16 protein-coding genes are annotated in these 17,719 nt (G+C 66.7%); 8 read left to right on the top strand and 8 right to left on the bottom strand.

Annotated elements, in window-relative coordinates; all coding sequences use genetic code 11:
• Positions 1-235 precede the first annotated feature (235 nt).
• Both OHA25_RS58965 and OHA25_RS58960 read left to right on the top strand, forming a co-directional pair.
• The gene (locus OHA25_RS58965; RefSeq protein WP_043620820.1) at positions 236-904 is read left to right on the top strand and encodes a response regulator transcription factor; all 669 of its coding nucleotides are present in this window, start codon (positions 236-238) and stop codon (positions 902-904) included.
• 4 nt (positions 905-908) lie between these two features.
• The gene (locus OHA25_RS58960) at positions 909-2,186 is read left to right on the top strand and encodes an ATP-binding protein (protein WP_305920295.1); all 1,278 of its coding nucleotides are present in this window, start codon (positions 909-911) and stop codon (positions 2,184-2,186) included.
• Here OHA25_RS58960 and OHA25_RS58955 read toward each other — a convergent pair.
• Both OHA25_RS58955 and OHA25_RS58950 read right to left on the bottom strand, forming a co-directional pair.
• A complete protein-coding gene (locus OHA25_RS58955; protein ID WP_327585459.1) occupies positions 2,170-2,649 on the bottom strand; it encodes a GtrA family protein in 480 nt (159 codons plus the stop codon). The genes OHA25_RS58960 and OHA25_RS58955 overlap by 17 nt on opposite strands.
• Positions 2,650-2,906: 257 nt before the next feature.
• Positions 2,907-3,383: a VOC family protein gene (locus tag OHA25_RS58950; protein WP_327585458.1), complete on the bottom strand. Its 477-nt coding sequence runs from the start codon at positions 3,381-3,383 to the stop codon at positions 2,907-2,909.
• A 64-nt stretch (positions 3,384-3,447) separates the two neighbouring features.
• On the opposite strand from OHA25_RS58950, the gene OHA25_RS58945 reads away from it, so the two are divergent.
• Positions 3,448-4,596 carry a 5-(carboxyamino)imidazole ribonucleotide synthase gene (locus OHA25_RS58945; RefSeq protein ID WP_327585457.1) on the top strand — a complete coding sequence of 383 codons (1,149 nt, stop codon included), beginning with the start codon at positions 3,448-3,450 and terminating at the stop codon, positions 4,594-4,596.
• A complete protein-coding gene (gene purE, locus OHA25_RS58940) occupies positions 4,593-5,087 on the top strand; it encodes a 5-(carboxyamino)imidazole ribonucleotide mutase (protein WP_305920299.1) in 495 nt (164 codons plus the stop codon). Before OHA25_RS58945 ends, purE begins: the two co-directional genes overlap by 4 nt.
• A 15-nt stretch (positions 5,088-5,102) precedes the next feature.
• On the opposite strand, the gene OHA25_RS58935 is transcribed toward purE, so the two are convergent.
• Entirely contained in the window at positions 5,103-6,416 is a 1,314-nt protein-coding gene (locus tag OHA25_RS58935; RefSeq protein ID WP_327585456.1) for a UDP-glucose dehydrogenase family protein, read from the bottom strand.
• Positions 6,417-6,542: 126 nt separating this feature from the next.
• Here OHA25_RS58935 and OHA25_RS58930 point away from each other — a divergent pair, with 126 nt between their 5' ends.
• Both OHA25_RS58930 and OHA25_RS58925 read left to right on the top strand, forming a co-directional pair.
• The gene (locus tag OHA25_RS58930) at positions 6,543-7,706 is read left to right on the top strand and encodes an acyl-CoA dehydrogenase family protein (protein WP_327585455.1); all 1,164 of its coding nucleotides are present in this window, start codon (positions 6,543-6,545) and stop codon (positions 7,704-7,706) included.
• A gap of 657 nt (positions 7,707-8,363) precedes the next feature.
• Positions 8,364-10,301, top strand: a complete 1,938-nt coding sequence (locus OHA25_RS58925; protein WP_327585454.1) for an ATP-binding protein — start codon at positions 8,364-8,366, stop codon at positions 10,299-10,301.
• Positions 10,302-11,028: 727 nt separating this feature from the next.
• Here OHA25_RS58925 and OHA25_RS58920 read toward each other — a convergent pair.
• Positions 11,029-11,229, bottom strand: coding sequence for a hypothetical protein (locus tag OHA25_RS58920; protein ID WP_327585453.1), 201 nt, complete (start codon positions 11,227-11,229; stop codon positions 11,029-11,031).
• Positions 11,230-11,591: 362 nt separating this feature from the next.
• Here OHA25_RS58920 and OHA25_RS58915 point away from each other — a divergent pair, with 362 nt between their 5' ends.
• Together OHA25_RS58915 and OHA25_RS58910 are read left to right on the top strand one after the other, a co-directional pair.
• Positions 11,592-12,509 carry a hypothetical protein gene (locus OHA25_RS58915; protein WP_327585452.1) on the top strand — a complete coding sequence of 306 codons (918 nt, stop codon included), beginning with the start codon at positions 11,592-11,594 and terminating at the stop codon, positions 12,507-12,509.
• 162 nt (positions 12,510-12,671) lie between these two features.
• The gene (locus tag OHA25_RS58910) at positions 12,672-13,802 is read left to right on the top strand and encodes a hypothetical protein (protein ID WP_327585451.1); all 1,131 of its coding nucleotides are present in this window, start codon (positions 12,672-12,674) and stop codon (positions 13,800-13,802) included.
• A gap of 112 nt (positions 13,803-13,914) precedes the next feature.
• Here OHA25_RS58910 and OHA25_RS58905 read toward each other — a convergent pair whose 3' ends face one another.
• The 4 genes from OHA25_RS58905 to OHA25_RS58890 form a co-directional block, all read right to left on the bottom strand.
• Entirely contained in the window at positions 13,915-14,649 is a 735-nt protein-coding gene (locus tag OHA25_RS58905; protein ID WP_327585450.1) for a DUF4097 family beta strand repeat-containing protein, read from the bottom strand.
• A 79-nt stretch (positions 14,650-14,728) separates the two neighbouring features.
• The gene (locus tag OHA25_RS58900; protein ID WP_327585449.1) at positions 14,729-15,574 is read right to left on the bottom strand and encodes an LLM class flavin-dependent oxidoreductase; all 846 of its coding nucleotides are present in this window, start codon (positions 15,572-15,574) and stop codon (positions 14,729-14,731) included.
• Between the two features lie 244 nt (positions 15,575-15,818).
• Positions 15,819-16,163 carry an STAS domain-containing protein gene (locus OHA25_RS58895; protein WP_327591211.1) on the bottom strand — a complete coding sequence of 115 codons (345 nt, stop codon included), beginning with the start codon at positions 16,161-16,163 and terminating at the stop codon, positions 15,819-15,821.
• 37 nt (positions 16,164-16,200) lie between these two features.
• A complete protein-coding gene (locus OHA25_RS58890) occupies positions 16,201-17,640 on the bottom strand; it encodes an LCP family protein (RefSeq protein ID WP_327585448.1) in 1,440 nt (479 codons plus the stop codon).
• Between the last annotated feature and the right edge of the window lie 79 nt (positions 17,641-17,719).

Genomic DNA, 17,719 nt, shown 5'->3' with positions numbered 1-17,719 from the left:
GATACCGTCACGGAAGGACGTGACCGCCCGCCTGGGTGCGCCGCCGCGCGGCGGACGGTTAAGAATTCCGGCTCTGGGCATGATCAGCCAATGATCTCCCCCGGAAAGCCACGGTAATTTAATCACGACCAACCGTATTTTAGTCGTGTTTGCCCAGGTCAATAGATAGGTCAATGACGAGTCAAACTGCGCGCTGTGCCCGGGAAACGATCGCCTAAGGTCCTACGATCGCTTCATGACCTGCGTACTTCTAGCCGAGGACGACACCTCGATCTCTGAGCCTCTTGCGCGTGCTCTGCGCCGTGAGGGCTATCAGGTCGAGGTGAGCCCGGATGGCCCACAGGCCCTCGAGAGGGCACTGTCGGGCGGCATCGACCTCATTGTTCTTGATCTTGGTCTTCCAGAGATGGACGGCCTGGAAGTGGCCCGCCGGATCCGGGCCGAGGGCCACGGCACTCCAGTTCTCATACTCACCGCCCGCGTCGACGAGGTCGACACCGTCGTCGGGCTCGACGCCGGCGCGGACGACTACGTCACCAAACCGTTCCGGCTGGCCGAGCTGCTGGCCCGAGTACGCGCGCTGCTACGTCGCGGCACCTCCGAGACCCCGGTCGTCCAGGGGGTGCGGATCGACGCCGACTCGCGGCGCGCCTGGATGGGGGAGAAAGAGCTACATCTCACGACCAAGGAGTTCGACCTGCTGCGCGTGCTCGTACGGGACGCCGGCAAGGTGGTCACCCGCGAGCAGATCATGCGCGAGGTGTGGGACACCAACTGGTGGGGTTCCACCAAGACACTCGACATGCACATCTCGTGGTTGCGCCGCAAACTCGGCGACGACGCCGCCAAGCCTCGCTACATCACGACCGTCCGGGGAGTCGGCTTCCGGTTCGAACGCGAGTAGGCGGATGCGCCGTCGACTGCTCACCTCCACCCTGGTCGTCGCGGTTATCGCGGTCCTGTTGCTGGGGGTCCCCCTGGGCGTCGTAGTGAGCCGCCTGATCGTCGACGAGGCGGCTCAAGAGCTCGGGGCTGAGGCAAAACGCCTCGTGGGAGAGGTCGAGTATGCCCGCGTGCAGGAGACACCGCTGGATCCCCAGCAACTGGAGCAGAAATACCCAGGCAGGTACATACAGATCTGGGAGCGCGGAACCCCCCTTCGGGTGACCGTTGTCGGCACGCCGCCGCCGTCCGGTCACCTGATGACAGAGGACGCGCAGACCAACACGGGCGTCTACGTCCGGATAAGTCGTGACCGCGATCAGGTTGAGCGGGATGTCCGGGCCCGCCTGCTCCTCATCGTCGCCCTGGCCGTGGCCGCCCTGGCGGTGGCCGTCAGTCTGGCCGTCGTACAGTCCCGGCGGCTGACACTGCCCTTGCAGGACCTCGCGAAGATCGCCGAACGGTTGGGCTCCGGCGACGCGCGGCCGAGCAAACACCGCTACGGCATACCCGAGCTCGACCGGGTGGCCCAGGTGCTCGATCGCAGCGCCACCCGTATCTCCGACCTGCTCACCAGGGAACGCGAGTTCGCCACCGACGCCTCGCACCAGCTCCGCACCCCGCTGACCGGCCTCACCATGCGCCTGGAGGAGATCGTCGCCGCTTCCGACCACCCCGAGGTGGTACGCGAGGAGGGCGAGGCGGCGATCGTGCAGGCGGAGCGGCTGACCGCCGTGATCGACGAGCTGCTGTCGGCGGCCCGCCGCCAGCGCCACGCCCAAGCCGAACCGGTCGCCATCGACATCGTGCTCGGCCAGCAGATCACCGAGTGGGAGCCGGTGTTCAGGGACGCGGGACGCATGCTGCGGCTGGAGGGCGCGCGCGAGCTGATGGCGATGGCCACGACCGGCGGGTTCGGCCAGGTGATCGCGTCCCTGCTGGAGAATTCCCTGCGCCACGGCGGTGGCGCCGTCACCATCACCACCAGCAGCGGCGACAACTACGTGGTGATCGAGGTCGCGGACGAGGGCCCCGGCATCGCCGACGAGATCGCCCCCAAGATCTTCGACCGCAACGTCAGTGGCGGCGGGGGGACCGGCCTCGGCTTGACGCTCGCCCGCGCGCTGGCCGCCGCCGACGGCGGCCGACTGGAGCTCGTGCGCCGCCGTCCCGCGACGTTCGCCATCTTCTTGCGCCCGGCGAACGAAGACAGCAGGAGCCGAGTCGTCAGCGGTCCTGCCTGACGGCCTCGGGCAGCTCGACCGGGAGCGGCTCGGTGGCCTCCAAGAAAACCCACTTCTTGTAAGACCAGTAGCGGAACAGCGTGCCGAGCCCGACGCCCAAGAAGTTGGCGATGTTGAGGCTGAGGCCGTCGTCCAGGTTGAGCGTGTATTTGGTGAAGCCGATCACCAGCAGCCCGAACAGCAGTGCGATGCCGTTGAGCAGGAAGAACAGGAAGTATTCGCGCCCCAGCCCGCTCTGCTCGCGGTGCCGGAACGTCCAGAAGCGATTGCCCGCGTAGGCGAACGTCGCCGAGATCGTGGTCGCCAGGACCTTGGACGTCAGCGGCCCCCACTCCAGCCCCAGCAGGAAGAGGTTGTAGACCCCGGTGTCGAGGACGAAGGCGACGGCGCCGATGCTGCCGAACTTGGCCAGCTCATGCACAAGGGCCGCGAACCGCTCGTAGAGGCGTTTAACGAAGTCCACGTCTCTGCTCGGTCCCTTCCATCGGGCTGCTGCTGGTCACCCCAGCGTACCGGTCACGATGTAGGGCCGGTGTCAGACGGATGAACTTACCGCGTCAAGAGCCGGTTTAGAAATGTCGTCCTATAGGCGGCAATTCTGATCGGCTGCCATTACGCTGCGGTGCAGGTCGCTGGGCGGCCGTGCCTGTGAGGCGACCCGGAACGACCGCCCAGCCCCGTCACCTCCCTCGGCAGCTGACGAACCGCCGATCCGCGGGCTCAGGAAGGGCCTGGCCGGTCGAAGGCGACGAGTTCGATCTCGAACCCGTCCTTGTCCTCCAGGTATGCGGCGTAGTGCTGCTCGCCGCCGGCGTACGGATGGCGATCGGGGAACATCAGCGTCCAGCCATACGCCGGGGCCTGCTGCACCAGGGCATCCAGCCGGGTGCGGCTCTCCACGTGGAAGGCCAGGTGGTTCAGGCCGGGGCGGCGGCGGTCGTGGCGGTCGGCGGTGAGGGCGGGCGACTGCTCCATCACCAGGTAGGTCGGCCCCAGCCGCCAGCTCCGGCCGCCCGCCCAGTCCTGGGACACGGTGTAGCCGAGCGCTTCCAGCAGCCACTGCCAGCTGCCGATCGCCCGTGGCAGATCCGGGACCCAGATCTCCACGTGGTGCAGTGTTCCAGTGGTGGGCGTGTCACTCACGGTTCCAGTGGTGGTCATGTCGCTCACGGTTCCAGTGGTGGGCGTGTCGTTCACGCCTAGACCCTATGGATGCGAGCGATGGGTTAGTCATCGTTGCGTCCCGGTAAGCTCACCTGGCGTGAGTTCATACCACCCCATCGGCCCGGTCGTCGGCATCGTCGGCGCCGGCCAGCTGGCCAGGATGTCGCAGCCGCCCGCCATCGCACTCGGCGTCGAGCTGCGGGTGCTCGCCGGTGCTCCGGATGAGAGCGCCGCACGGGTGATCGTCGACACGCGCATCGGAGACTACCGCGATCTGGACGTTCTTCGCGAGTTCGCCCAAGGTTGCGACGCGATCACGTTCGACCACGAGCACGTCCCGACCGAGCACATCAGGGCTCTGGCGAAGAGCGGCCACGCCGTTCACCCGGGGGCCGACGCCCTCGTGCACGCGCAGGACAAGGCGGCCATGCGCGAGCGGCTGACCGCGATCGGCGTGCCCTGCCCGGCCTGGGCGCGGGTGTCGTCGGCGAAGGACGTCTCGGGCTTCGCGGACGAGCACGGCTGGCCCGTGGTGCTGAAGGCGGTGCGCGGCGGCTACGACGGCCGCGGCGTGTGGGTGTGCGCTGACGCCGCCGAGGCGGAGGAGGCGTTCGCGTCCGGCACCGAGCTGATGGCCGAGGCGTTCGTGCCGTTCGAGCGGGAGTTGGCGGTGCTGGTGGCCCGCTCGCCGCACGGCCAGGGCGTCAGTTACCCGGTCGTGGAGACCGTGCAGCAGGACGGCATCTGCGTCGAGGTGCTCGCGCCCGCCCCCGATCTCGACCAGGAGGACGCCGCGCAGGCCCAGCGCATCGGCCTGAAGATCGCCCACGAGCTGGGAGTGACCGGGCTGCTGGCGGTCGAGATGTTCCAGACGGCCCGCGGTCTGGTGGTCAACGAGCTGGCCATGCGGCCACACAACAGCGGCCACTGGACGATCGAGGGCGCGCGGACGTCGCAGTTCGAGCAGCATCTGAGGGCCGTGCTGGATCTGCCGCTCGGCTCGCCCACGATGACCGCCCAGGCCGTCGTCATGGTCAACCTGCTGGGCGGCGACGACCCCGACCTGTTCAAGCGCTACGAGCACGTGCTGGCCCACGACCCCGGCATCAAGATGCACTTCTACGGCAAGCAGGTGCGTCCCGGCCGCAAGATCGGCCACGTGACCGCCCTCGGCTCCAACCTGGACGAGGTCCGCGCCCGCGCTCGCCACGCCGCCGTCTACCTGACCACCGGGGAATACACATGAAAATCGGCATCGTGATGGGCAGCGACTCCGACTGGCCGGTGATGAAGGCCGCGGCGGAGGCGGTGGCGGAGTTCGGCGTGCCCTTCGAGGCGGACGTCGTGTCCGCGCACCGCATGCCGGCCGAGATGATCGAATACGGTCGTCAGGCCGCCTCGCGGGGCCTCCAGGTGATCATCGCGGGCGCCGGCGGGGCCGCGCACCTGCCCGGCATGCTGGCGTCGGTGACGCCGCTGCCGGTGATCGGGGTGCCGGTGCCGCTGAAATACCTCGACGGCATGGACTCTCTGCTGTCGATCGTCCAAATGCCGGCCGGGGTCCCGGTCGCCACGGTGGCGGTGGGCGGGGCACGTAACGCGGGCCTGCTGGCCGTACGCATCCTCGCCGCCTCCGACGCCGATCTTCGCCGGCGCATGGAGGAGTTCCAGGAGCGGCTCAAGGAGCAGGCGTACGCCAAGGGTGAGCGCCTGCGTGCCGAGGCCGCCGAGCTCTGACCGGGGCGGGAGGCCTTACGGCCGGCCTAGGGCCCGGTAGTGCCAGCCGGCCGACCGCCACGTCTCAGCGTCCAGCGCGTTGCGCCCGTCGACGATGCGCCGGGTGGCGACCACCGCGCCCAGTTCCTCCGGATCGAGGTCCACGAACTCCTGCCACTCCGTGAGCAGCAACACCACATGCGCCCCGCGAACCGCCTCGACAGCCGACGCGCCATAGTTCAGCTCGGGATGAGCCTTGCGAGCGTTGTCGAGCGCGATCGGGTCGTAGACGGTGACCTGTCCGCCTTGGTGGCCAATGGTGACCGCGACGTCGAGAGCGGGTGAGTCGCGAATGTCGTCCGAGTTCGGCTTGAACGCCGCTCCCAGGACGCCCACGGTGCACCCGTGGAAGGAACCGCCCGCCAGCACCCTGGCCAGGTCCACCATGCGGGCGCGCCGCCGCATGTTGATGGCGTCCACCTCGCGCAGGAACGTCAGCGCCTGGTCCGCGCCCAACTCACCGGCGCGGGCCATGAACGCCCGGATGTCCTTGGGCAGGCAACCGCCGCCGAACCCGAGTCCGGCGTTGAGGTAACGGCCGCCGATCCGGTCGTCGTACGAGAGCGCCTCCGACAGCTGCTGGACATCGGCATGCGCGGCCTCGCAGACCTCGGCCATGGCGTTGATGAAAGAGATCTTCGTGGCCAGGAAGGCGTTGGCGGCCGTCTTGACCAGCTCGGACGTGGCGAAATCCGTCACCACGATCGGAACGTCGCCCAGCGGCTCGTACACCTCACGCAGCACCTTCTCCGCCCGTTCCGTACGGACGCCGAACACGATCCGATCCGGGTGCAAGGTGTCCTGCACGGCGAACCCCTCCCGCAGGAACTCGGGGTTCCACGCCAGCTCGGCCTCGACTCCTGCCGGGGCCAGGCGCGCCATCTTGTCCGCGAGGCGCTCCGCGGTGCCCACGGGCACGGTCGACTTGCCGACGACCAGGCACTCCCGGTCGAGCAGCGGGGCAAGGGATTCGATCGCGGCGTCCATGTAGGAGACGTCGGCCGCGTACTCGCCGCGCTTCTGCGGTGTGCCGACGCAGATGAAGTGCACGTCGCCGAACTCGGCGACCTCCTCGTAGGAGGTGGTGAAGCGAAGCTTGCCGGATTCGAGCCCACGGCGGAGCACGGGTTCCAGCCCCGGTTCATGGATCGGGAGCTCACCGCTGTTCAAGCGGTGGACCTTGTCAGCGTCGATGTCGAGGCCTAGGACCTCGAATCCAAGATCCGCCATGCATGCCGCATGCGTGATGCCCAGGTATCCGGTCCCGATCACCGTGAGGCGATATGGCACGAGTGAGCTCCTTTCGATCGCGCAGGCATGCTACCGGCCTTTCGCTACCAGCTACGTGCCACGGGTGCCCCTCCGCAAACCGTACCGGCTGGTAACAAGATGCTCGGACGTCCTAGTATCTACCGCATGAGCTTCCCTCTTTACGCGCTCGCCGAAGAGCACGACATGCTCAGGGAGACCGTCCGGGCCCTGGCCGATGAGAAGATCGCCCCGCATGCCGCGGAGGCGGACGAGACCGAGGAGTTCTCCTGGGACGTCTACAAGGCGCTGGTGGCGGCGGACATGCACGCCGTGCACGTTCCTGAGCAGTACGGCGGCGCGGGGGCGGATGCGCTGGCGACGGTGATCGTCATCGAGGAGGTGGCCCGCGCCTGCGCGTCCACCTCCCTGATCCCCGCCGTCAACAAGCTCGGCACCGTCCCGCTCCTCCTGTCGGCCTCGGAGGAGGTGAAGTCCCGCTACCTGGCGCCGGTGGCCAGGGGGGAGGCCATGTTCTCGTACGCGCTGTCGGAGCCGGAGGCCGGCTCGGACGCCGCCGCGATGAAGACGAGGGCGGTGGCGGACGGCGATTCGTACATCCTCAACGGCACCAAGATGTGGATCACGAACGCCGGCGTCTCCGAGTACTACACGGTGATGGCGGTCACGGACCCGTCAGCCGGCGCCCGCGGCATCTCCGCCTTCGTCGTGGAGAAGTCCGACGAGGGCGTCTCCTTCGGCCCCAAGGAACGCAAGCTCGGCATCAAGGGCTCCCCGACCCGCCAGGTCATCCTGGACAACGTCAGAATCCCCGCCACCCGCATGATCGGCGCCCCCGGCACCGGCTTCAAGACGGCTCTGGCGACCTTGGACCACACCCGCATCACCATCGCCGCCCAGGCCCTGGGCATCGCCCAGGGTGCTCTGGACTACGCGATCGGCTACGTGAAGGAACGCAAGCAGTTCGGCCGGCCGATCGCCGACTTCCAGGGCCTGCAGTTCATGGTGGCCGACATGGCCATGAAACTGGAGGCGGCCCGGCAACTCACGTACCACGCGGCCGCGAAGTCGGAACGCGCGATGCACGGCGAGCCCCAGAAGGACCTGACGTTCCTGTCGAGCGCCGCCAAGTGCGCCGCCTCGGACGCGGCTATGGAGATCACCACGGACGCGGTGCAGTTGCTGGGCGGGTACGGCTACACGAAGGACTTCCCGGTGGAGCGCATGATGCGCGACGCCAAGATCACCCAGATCTACGAGGGCACCAACCAGATCCAGCGCATGGTGATGGCCAGGCAGTTGCTGAAGTAGCCCTGACATGCGGAAACCTCGCCTGCTGACCGGCAGAGGCGAGGTTCGTTGTCTTGTGACCGTGACCTGAACGATCACTGCTCCGTGTCTGTTCCGTGAGAGGCCCGATTGGAGAGGCGGATGCCGACGTATGGACGGGAAGCCCGCTGTCGGCGGGCTCCCGCGTCCCGTCATTGCGTCATCTGCTGTTGATGAACTCCGGGCCGGTCGCGGCCGGGCTTGCTGGGCGATCCCAGGACCTGAACGCCGCGGCTGCGATCAGTAGCGTTGCGCCGATTCCGAGGACTACGAAAAATGCTCTTCCCGCTGTTTTGAGGGCTTCGCCCCGGCTATCGCCCGATTCGCGCCCGATGCAGAAAGCGGCCAGTGCGACGATGGCCGCGACCAAGATTATGATCGCAAGGCATCGGCGGCGGCTCGCAGCCCTACGAAGAAACTGCGCGATTCTTTGTTGCCGGCAGTGTGGTCGATGTGGGAGGGGCCGCGACGTTCGTACCCGAACAGCGGTAACCGCCGCGATGGGCACCAAGGTCGGCCCGCGATCAGGCGTACGGCTGCGACCTACATGTCCAAGCTCTGATTGCAGGGCGGCCGGCAGACATCTCGCTTCCAGCGATCTTACGGGCGATTCCGCACGTCATCTGGGATAGTGGCCGTGTGCGTACCGTTCACATCGAGGCCAAGCCGGACCATCTGCTGCGCCTGGCCAAGCAGAAGGACCCAGTGGGCGCGGTGGCGGAGATGATCTGGAACGCGCTCGACGCGGAGGCGAGCGTCGTCAGCGTCGATCTCGAGGTCAACGAACTGGGCGGTGTGGAGTCGGTCCGTATCACGGACGACGGCCACGGCATGCCGAACGCCTCCTGCGCGAATTACTTCGGCGGTTTGGGTGGGTCCTGGAAGACCAGCGCGAAGGTCTCGCCGGTGCTGAAGCGGGGGCTCCACGGGCGCAGTGGGCAAGGTCGCCTCCGCGCTTTTGCACTCGGCGAGCAGGTCCGATGGGTCACGGTGGCGCAGGCGGCAGATGGCCGGATCGAACGAACTGTCATCAGCGGGGCGGTAGATCGACCTGCCGATTTCGATATATCGGAGCCGGAATATGTGAAGGCGCCTTGCGGCACGCGTGTAGAGGCGTCGGTCCCGGCGGACTTCGTTACTCGGCTCACGCAGGACGACATCGCTCAGCAGTTGGCCTCGATTTTCGCGCCGTTCCTGGCAGCCAATCTGGATGTGCGGATCGCTTATCAGGGCACGGCCCTGGACCCGTCGACTGTGTGGACGGACATGGCCGAGTATCAAGTGCCCTGGCCTGCCCCGGACGTGGCGGCCGACCCTGTGCTACGCGTCATTGAATGGCCGAAGGACGTCGGGCGGGTGCTCGCTCTCTGCGATGCCAACGGTGTCGTGCTGGATGAACCTTCGCCGGGCATTCAGGCGCCCGGATATCACTTCACCGCCTATCTGCTCTGGGATGGCTTCGTCGAGCGAAGGGACGACCTGCCGCTGGCGGAGATGGACGAAATCGGGCCCCTCCTCGCGCTGGCGCGCGAGACACTGCGTGCGCACTTCAAGAGACGCGATCAAGAGCGCCGGGCCAGGCTCATTCAGGAGTGGAAGAACGAGGGCGTCTATCCATATTCCGAGGAGCCGGCCGAGCCCGCGCAAGCGGTCGAACGTGAGATGTTCGACGAAGTGGCTACGAGGATCTCGCGGCGTCTCCCAGGCGTGACGCAGAGCAAGAAGACCACCCTGCGGCTCCTCCGGGAGATCATTTCCCGGAATCCAAGCGGACTGTACCCGGTGCTGGATGAGTTGTTCCGGCTGTCCCAATCGGAACAGGAAGAGCTCAAGCGAATCCTGCAGCGGACGAGCCTTTCGGAAGTGATCAAGGCAACGGGGCACGTCAGTGATCGGCTCGACTTCTTGGCGGCCTTGAAGAAGCTCGTCTTCGAGCCCGAGATCAGCCGGACCGTCAAGGAACGCAGCGAGCTGCACAAGATACTCGAGCGTGAGACGTGGATTTTCGGGGATGCTTACTCCCTGATGATCAGCGATCAGAGCCTGGACGCCGTCCTGGCCCGCCATCTCAAGGAACTGGGCCGAGAGCCGGAAAACGGCCAACTGAATCCGGTGCGCCGAGAGGACGGACGGGCGGGCATCGTCGATCTCCTCCTTGGGCGCGCACACCGGGGGAGTTCCGGGCGGGAACACCTTGTGGTCGAACTCAAGGCGCCCAACGTCAAGATCGGCCAGGTGGAGGTAGCGCAAATCAAGAGCTATGCGGAGGCGATCGTCAGCGATCCGCAGTTCCGGGACGTACGCGTTTCATGGGACTTCTGGGTGGTCTCCACTGAGATGGCGGACATCGTAAGGCGGGATGCCAGTGCGCCGAATCGTCCACCCGGCTGCATCGCCGAGTGGGAGGGAGGGGTTCGCATCTGGGCTCGAACGTGGTGCGAGATCATCGACGACTGTGAAGATCGGCTTCACTTCTATCGAGAGCGGCTGAACCATGATCCCGCCTCGGAGCATGCCGTGGAATATCTCCAGCGGGTGCATAGAGAAGTAGTGCCCGATGCGGTCGTGGCGAGGTGATCCACGCCGCGAGTACAGAGGCCTGTCGCGTGTCTGAGAACCCGCCCTTCCAGGGGAGTCCGAGTCGCGCCCGTCATAGGGACACGGCGTGAACGACGAACCCGTCAGCGGAATGTTGCTGTGCGACGAGATCTGGGTCCCGGCCTGAAACTACGCCGGTGCTGCCATATAGAAGTGTACTTCTGGGAAGGGTAGCTCTGTATATTCCGAGGCAGGTGGAGGGGTTTGATCGTCAAGCCGGAGCGGGTCTTCGATCGCGTGAGGGAGCGGCCTGGTCTTGCGCGCTTCGCATCGCCTCAAGATCGACCGGCCGCGCCGGCCGGTGTAACACTGGGAACGGTGGTTGGTTCTCTGAGCCGATCGGTTGCAACTGAAGATAATCGGACGGCAGTGTTCAGTCACCGCCGGGTGCTTGACCGGCGCCTGGTCCCCGCCCCCATCGGTGTCCACACCAGCGGGACAGCGTCCGGCGGGGCGGTGGCCCAAGAGCCGCACTCCCTCCAGGAATGCGGAGTCAGGCCCGATAATGCGGTTCTCAGCCACGGTCCGCCCGGCTCGCCGGACGGACGTGGCATCGGCTTCCACCAGATCGCTTCCTGGCCTCGGCCAGCTTCGACGAGGCTACGACCGCACGGGGCAGCAAACTGACACACCCCCGCCTGCCGAATGAACAGGCAAGGGTGTATCACGTCTGGGAAGCCGAACAATTGTCGACGTTCTTGGCGATCTACCGTTTGAGTACTGCATGTATGGCTGCGGTAGCCGCGATCCATAGTCCCGCGCAGCCTCCTGCTGCCTTTGCGCCGAAGATGACCGCTTCGGTGACCACGTCCCCATTGCCGAGGGCAAGCAGGGCGCCGACAACGCCGATCAAGAGGGAGAGCAGGGCACCTGCGACGGCCCACCAGATGAGGTTCGCCTTGCTCACGCCTCGTTCTCCTCTTGAGTGGCGACCCCGTACTTACCGCGTCTGAGCCCTGAACAGAGTGTCATAGGAGTACGAGTAGCAGAGCGTGAGTCCTCACACTTTGCGTTGATCAAACCCCGGATGGGGTGGAATCGTCGCCGGATGAGAAGGTCTCGGCTCCGGATGCCGCCGGACGCCACCGGAAGTCTCGGAGTAAATCGGCCAAGTGGGGTATGCCATGCCTAGCGTGGCGAACCCCCTTGAGACTGACCTGTGGGACCATAGTTACCTCTCAGGCCGAACGGCAGAGTGCACTTTTCCTCCGCGTCGGCCTGCCCCCTTTCGTCCCTAAACGGGCCTTCGATCCCGAAACAGGTTGGATCATGACTGGAGCCAGCCCAGGTGGTACCCGCCTAGCGCTACTCGCGACGCGGATCAGAAAGTTGTACAGCGTCGAAGCGGGCCAGCCGTCATATCAGACGCTCACTCGGGAGGCCGAGCGCATCATCGCGGAGGCTGAGGAGGAGGACGGTCACTGGCTCAGGCATCTCCCACGAGCCACCGCCTGCGACCTGATCAGCGGCAAGTACAAGAGGACTCCTGACTGGTGGCTCGTACGCACGCTGGTGGTCGTGTGTCACCGCATCGCCACCAAGTCGAATCTCGATATTGCTGCCCAAGAGTCCCTGCTGAAGGAGTTCGCTCAGCTGTGGCAGGCCGCAAAGGAGGACGAGGAAGGTGGCTTATCCGCACCGCAGACCTACGCTGCCCCACATAGCGGCGGTGCAGAGCCAGAGCCTACGAGCAACGAGATCGAAGGTGACGTCCTGGGCCCGGCTCACGGGGAAGGGCCTTCGCGGAGGACTACTCTGCTAGTCCGGCGCATGCCGGACAGTTGGGGCCGTCTGGGCAGCCGACGGCTCAAGCAGGCTGAGGATGGGGACGCTCGGGCTGCCTACGAAGTAGCCGTACTGCTGGCGTGCGAGGCCATCGGACTGGAGAGTAGCGACAACGGTCGGGAAGAGGCGGCCTACTGGCGGGATATGGCGGTTTTTTGGAAGGGCAGGGCCATGGGCAAGGTTCCTGAGGCCGCTGCCCTCCGGGTGCGCGGTCTCCAACTGGTCAATGCGGCATACGAGCTGGCCCTCGCATACAAGAAGGCCGGAAGGGCTGGCTCGATGGACTTCTTCAAAGCTGCCATGCAGGCGGAGAGCTCTGTAGGAGGTCTGATCCAGGCGACCGCCGGTGGAATTGCCGATGATCTCGCTGTCGTCGATCCTCGTGATGAGGCGTGGTTGTAGTCCTGGAAGGCGAACCATCCGTCGGTCGCAGGGCGCGCACAGCCCTGGATATGTCGTTCGGCTGGACTTCACTGCCGATTTACTGATTTGTCAGACATCGTCATGACAGCGGGCTAACGTCTCGTCTCGGTAAGATCCACAACCGAAGACGGGTACCGCACCATGCGTAAAGTCCTGACGCTCACCCTCGCCGCCACCGCCACCTTCGGCCTCTTCTCTACCACCCCGGCCACAGCGACCCCCGCCGACCTGCCGAAAGAGATCTACGGGGGCACCTGGGCCGCCGGGCACGTGCAGGGCATGGCCATCGACCAGCGCAAGGGGTTCATGTACTTCTCCTTCACCAACCTCCTGGTCAAGACCGACCTCAAGGGCAACCCGGTCGGCTCCGTGACAGGCTTCACCGGACACCTCGGCGACCTGGACTTCAACGCCCAGGACGGCCGGGTGTACGGCTCGCTCGAGTACAAGGCGCAGGAGTCGTTCTACATCGCGATCTTCGACGTCGACCGCATCACCAGCATGAACATGGACGCCCAGACCACCGACGTCGTCAAGACGGTCTACCTCAAGGAGGTCGTGGCCGACTATGTGGCCGACATGAACGGTGACGGCAAGTTCGACGGCAACATCGCCAACACCCCCGACCACCGCTACGGCTGCAGCGGCATCGACGGCGTCTCCTTCGGCCCCGCGTTCGGCAAGAAGCACGGCAAGCAGAAGCTGACTGTGGCGTACGGCATCTACTCGAACGTGGACCGGCAGGACAACGACTACCAGGTCCTGCTTCAGTACGACATCCAGCAGTGGAAGAAGTACGAGCGGCCGCTCACCGAAAGCGCCCCGCACACCAGCGGACCGGAGCACACCGACGGCAAGTACTTCGCCTACACCGGCAACACCACGTACGGCGTGCAGAACCTCGAGTACGACGAGCACACCGGCAACTGGATGATGGCCGTGTACAAGGGCAAGAAGCCGCAGTTCCCCAACTACTCGTTCTTCATGGTCGATGGCGGCGCGCAGCCCAGGAAGGGGGACATCGTCGGACAGCCTCGTCCGGAGCAGGGCGAGCTGCTCACCCTGGCGCCGGGTGGCCTGCAGCATGACGCGTCCGGGGTGCGGGGCTGGGAGTTCACCGGTGAGTATGGCCTGATCTCGCTCGGTGGCGGCCGCTACTACGTCTCCAAGGCCGGGACCGTCACGGAGGGCGGCGTCACCAAGCAGACCGGCACCGCCCAGCTGTACCGCTGGACGGGCCAGACCCCGACGCCTTTCGAGCGGGTCGGCTGATCAGTCGCCGGGGCACCCGTCACGCGCGGTGCTGAGCTTTCATGGGCCCTCCATGACCCGGCCGCCCAATCCTCGACGCCGGGCACGCCATGTCCAGGGTGCCCGGCGTCGGTCAGCGGGCCAGGATGCGGACGTTTCCCGAGGTGCTGTGGGCGACGATCTTGCTGGTGGCCTTGGAGTCGTTCTTGATCTCGGAGCGCTCGCTGCCGTCCGTGCTGTTCGCCGTCACCGCATAGGAGCCCCTCGGCACGGTCGCCGTCACCTTGCCATCGCTGGACTGGAGGTCCAGGTTGGCCGGTGCGCTCGTGAAGGAGAGGTCGATCGCGCCGTCCAGGGTCCGGCATCGGACGTTCGCGGACTTCAGCCCGTCACCCGTGATCGGGCCCTCGCTGCGCAGCCGCAATTTTCCCGAGGTGCCGGACACCTGGATGCGATCCCGGCTCGCCACGTCCACGTCCTGAGGGAGGTCCTTCAGGATGACGCCGTCCGCCGCGTCGATCGACAGCCGTACGCCCGGCGGGACCTTGACGTGGTAGCGGGCGCCGCAGTCGCCGAAGACCATGGTGCAGTTCGCGCTGAGCCGCAGGGTGCCGTCCCGCAGGGACCAGGCGGCGCCGCCGTCGTCGGCGGCCTTGCCGCGTACCCACCGCTCCACCTCGACGGTGCTGCCGGTGCCGGCGAGTACGTGGACGCCGCCCAGAGAGGAGATGATCCTCAGAGAGGTCCCGTTCACGGGGAACGACTGTGCTGAGCGCACCTCTTCGGCATCCAGATCCAGACCGCCGCAACCGCTCGTGGCCAGTGCCACCGTCGCCGCGCATGCCGTTAATGCTGCGATTCGCCTCATGGGTCGATCGTGGCCGGGCGCCGCTCGTCGCTCATCGGCCATCCGACCGAGCACCATCGGCCATTTGGTCGACCGGCCGCTACAAAGCCGACAGCAGCGCCGTGACGTGGCGCAACGGGTCGGAGCCGAGCGGCCGCACCGCCACCGTGTCCGCCCCCGCCGCCCACAAACTCTTGACCTGCGCCGCCGCCCGCTCCGGCGACCCGTCAGCCATCACCACATCCTCCGGAGCCACCCCCAGGAACGACGCCTGCCCCTCCACCATGGGTTGGGCGACCTGCGAACCGTCAGCCTCGGTATGCAGGAACGTGAAGACCACCAGCTCGTGGTCCGCGCCATCCGCGGCCCCGATCTGCTCCAGAATCCCCGGCACCTGGGCGGGACCGATGCCTTCGGGCACGATCGTCCCCTGAGCCACGCGCCCCGACAGCGCCAGTGAGCGCGGGCTCTTCACCCCGGTCAGCACGGGCGGCACTACAGCGGGCGGATGCACCAGCGACACCCTGTCCAGGTGGACGGACTTGCCGTGCAGGGTGACGGTCTCGCCGCGCAGCAACGCGCGGACCGCCGTGACCGTCTCCTCGAGGAGGGCGAGCGGCGACGGCGGGGCGGCGCCCACCTGGCGCATCCAGTCCTGTACGCCGTGCCCGATCCCCGCCGCCAGCCGTCCGGGATGTACGCGGGCCAGGTTGGCCAGCTCCATGGCCAGCAACATCGGGTTACGCAGGGGAGCGGGGGCGATGCCGATGCCGACGCGCAGGCGGGAGGTGACGGCGAGGGCGGTGGCCGCCGAGGAGATGCCGCCGGTCCAGCCCAGGTCCTCCACCACCCACAGGTCGTCGACGGTCGTCTCGTCCAGCGCCCTGGCGAACGGGATCAGTTGCTCGGGCGGCAGGTCCCTGTCGAACATCACGCCAAGTCTCATGATTGCCTCCAGTAATAACGGAACACCCGGCCGATCTCCGAGTATCCAGCACGTGGGAGGGGGAAGGCCTGGGGAGGGCGGACATCGGCGACGCCCGTGGTCGCGGTGACGCGCTGCGCGCCTGCCTCCACCGGCATGAGCGCGCGGTGTTCGGCGGCGCGGGTCGACAGCGCGGGTCGGCGGCATGGGTCGGCGGTGCGGGTCGATGGTGCGGGTCGATGGGGTAGGTCGATGGGGCAGGTCGTCAGGCGGCGCTGCCGAGCGCCGTGCGGGCCTCGCCGATCGATTCGCTGGTCTCGAAATGCCGATCGAGGTTAGTGATCATCAGCAGGTGCCGGATCATGCCGGGGCCCAGCACCAGGATCATACGGCCCCGAATGTGATGGATGCGGTTGAGCGTGGCCACCAGCACGCCCAGGCCCACGGAGTCACAGAACGGCACCTCGGTCAGGTCGACGACCAGGTTGGGCGGATCGGCCTCGGCGATCGCCTGCTCTAACTCGGCCCGCAACCGAGGAGCACCTGCCACATCGAGATCACCGACGACGTGCAGAACCGTACAGGGGTCCTCCCGCCAACGCCTGACCACCACCGGCCTCACCTGCCCAATATGCACAAAGTTATGATTACTTCTTACATATGTTCTGCATTGCCGTTTCCGTCGTAGTTGTAACGCGCGGCTGAGCAGTTGGGGCAGGAGTAGCCTTCTGTTTCCGAATGGTCGGCCGATCGCTCCCGACGACGACCTCGATGCCCTCGACATCGGCCTTCTTCAACTCCGCCCCCGGAATGGCGGCGGCCACCATGCGAGCGGCGGCCTCCTGATCGGCGGCGTACCGGATGACGGTCTTCTTGTAGTCCTTCTTCGGGGTGTTGCCCGGCTCGCCCGGGACCTTGAAGCCGTACGCGACCAGCCCCGCCTTCGTACGGGCCCCGAGGCCCGTGATGAGCGTGCCGTTCTTGACCTTGAGCGAGATGCTCCCCGGCGCGATGGGGGAGGGCTTGGCTGAGGCCGAGGGAGAGGCCGTAGGCGTGGGCTTGCTCGGGTCCTGGTCGGCGTTGATCTTGGCGAACATGTCGCGGGCCGCCTGCTTGTCCCACAACACCGCCGACTCGCCCGTGGGCGCCTTGAAGTCGACGTTCGTCAGCGGCACCTCGGCGAACTTCACATCCTGCAGCGACACGTCCCTGAGCTGCGTGGCCAGGCCCAGCAACCCGTCGTCCGGGTCCACCTTCACCGTGCTGAGCGTCGAGTTGACGAACGAGGCCAGCTTGCCCGGATTGGCCAGCGTGCCGGCGCTCAGCGCCCGGTTGAGCAGAGCCGAGATGACCTGCTGCTGCCGGTCGATGCGGTCGAGGTCGGAGCGGGCGGTGGCCCGCGTGCGGGCATAGCCGAGCGACTGCACGCCGTCGAGCTGGTGGGTGCCCGCAGCCAGGTTGAGCCCGGTCTTCGGGTCGTTGATCGCCACCGGCGTGCACACCGTGACGCCGCCGAGCGAGTCCACGACGTCGATGAAGCCGAGGATGTTGACCTCGATGTAGCGGTTGATCTGCAGCCCGGTGGCGGCCTCGACGGTCTGCTTGGTGAGCTTGGGCCCGCCGAACTGGTAAGCAGAGTTGATCTTGTGGTCGCCCTTGCCGGGGATCGTCGTCCAGGTGTCGCGGGGCAGGCTCACCACCGTGACCCGGCGATGATCCTCGGACAGGTGGATCACCATCATGGTGTCGGTGCGCTGGCCGGCCTCGCGGCCCAGCTTGAGCCGGTTTTGCTGCTGACGGGTGAGGTCGTCGCGCTTGTCCACGCCGACCAGCAGGATGTTCTCGGCGCCGCGGGAGGGGGCGGTCACGCCCGCGTCCACGGTGCCGATCTGGCGCGGGGTCGCCCACACCACGCCCGTGGTGACGAGCACGCCCGTGGACAGGAGCCCGGCCGCGATCACATTCCTGCGGCGCGCCTTGGCGCTCCTCTTGAACGGCCGGCGCGGACGGCCGGGCGGGAGCCTGACGCCGCCGTAGGCGTCGCCGCCCACGAGAACTCCGGCGTCCTCCTCGCCCGAGCCGCGCATGCCGTCCCCCTCATGTCGCACGGAGGATCGAGCTTTCGATTGCCCTCCTCCCCTGCCGGTACAGTAGCGTGAGCCCCGC

Source organism: Nonomuraea sp. NBC_00507 (genome assembly GCF_036013525.1).
Classification (GTDB): domain Bacteria; phylum Actinomycetota; class Actinomycetes; order Streptosporangiales; family Streptosporangiaceae; genus Nonomuraea.
This window is presented reverse-complemented; position numbering and strand designations above follow the sequence as displayed.

Bases quoted from the DNA above. Each gene is read 5' to 3' on its own strand.
- OHA25_RS58930 (WP_327585455.1), top strand. From the start codon at position 6,543: ATGAGCTTCCCTCTTTACGCGCTCGCCGAAGAGCACGACATGCTCAGG.
- OHA25_RS58960 (WP_305920295.1), top strand. From the start codon at position 909: ATGCGCCGTCGACTGCTCACCTCCACCCTGGTCGTCGCGGTTATCGCG.
- OHA25_RS58910 (WP_327585451.1), top strand. From the start codon at position 12,672: ATGCGTAAAGTCCTGACGCTCACCCTCGCCGCCACCGCCACCTTCGGC.
- OHA25_RS58915 (WP_327585452.1), top strand. From the start codon at position 11,592: ATGACTGGAGCCAGCCCAGGTGGTACCCGCCTAGCGCTACTCGCGACG.
- purE (WP_305920299.1), top strand. From the start codon at position 4,593: ATGAAAATCGGCATCGTGATGGGCAGCGACTCCGACTGGCCGGTGATG.
- OHA25_RS58965 (WP_043620820.1), top strand. From the start codon at position 236: ATGACCTGCGTACTTCTAGCCGAGGACGACACCTCGATCTCTGAGCCT.
- OHA25_RS58900 (WP_327585449.1), bottom strand. From the start codon at position 15,574: ATGAGACTTGGCGTGATGTTCGACAGGGACCTGCCGCCCGAGCAACTG.
- OHA25_RS58890 (WP_327585448.1), bottom strand. From the start codon at position 17,640: ATGCGCGGCTCGGGCGAGGAGGACGCCGGAGTTCTCGTGGGCGGCGAC.
- OHA25_RS58905 (WP_327585450.1), bottom strand. From the start codon at position 14,649: ATGAGGCGAATCGCAGCATTAACGGCATGCGCGGCGACGGTGGCACTG.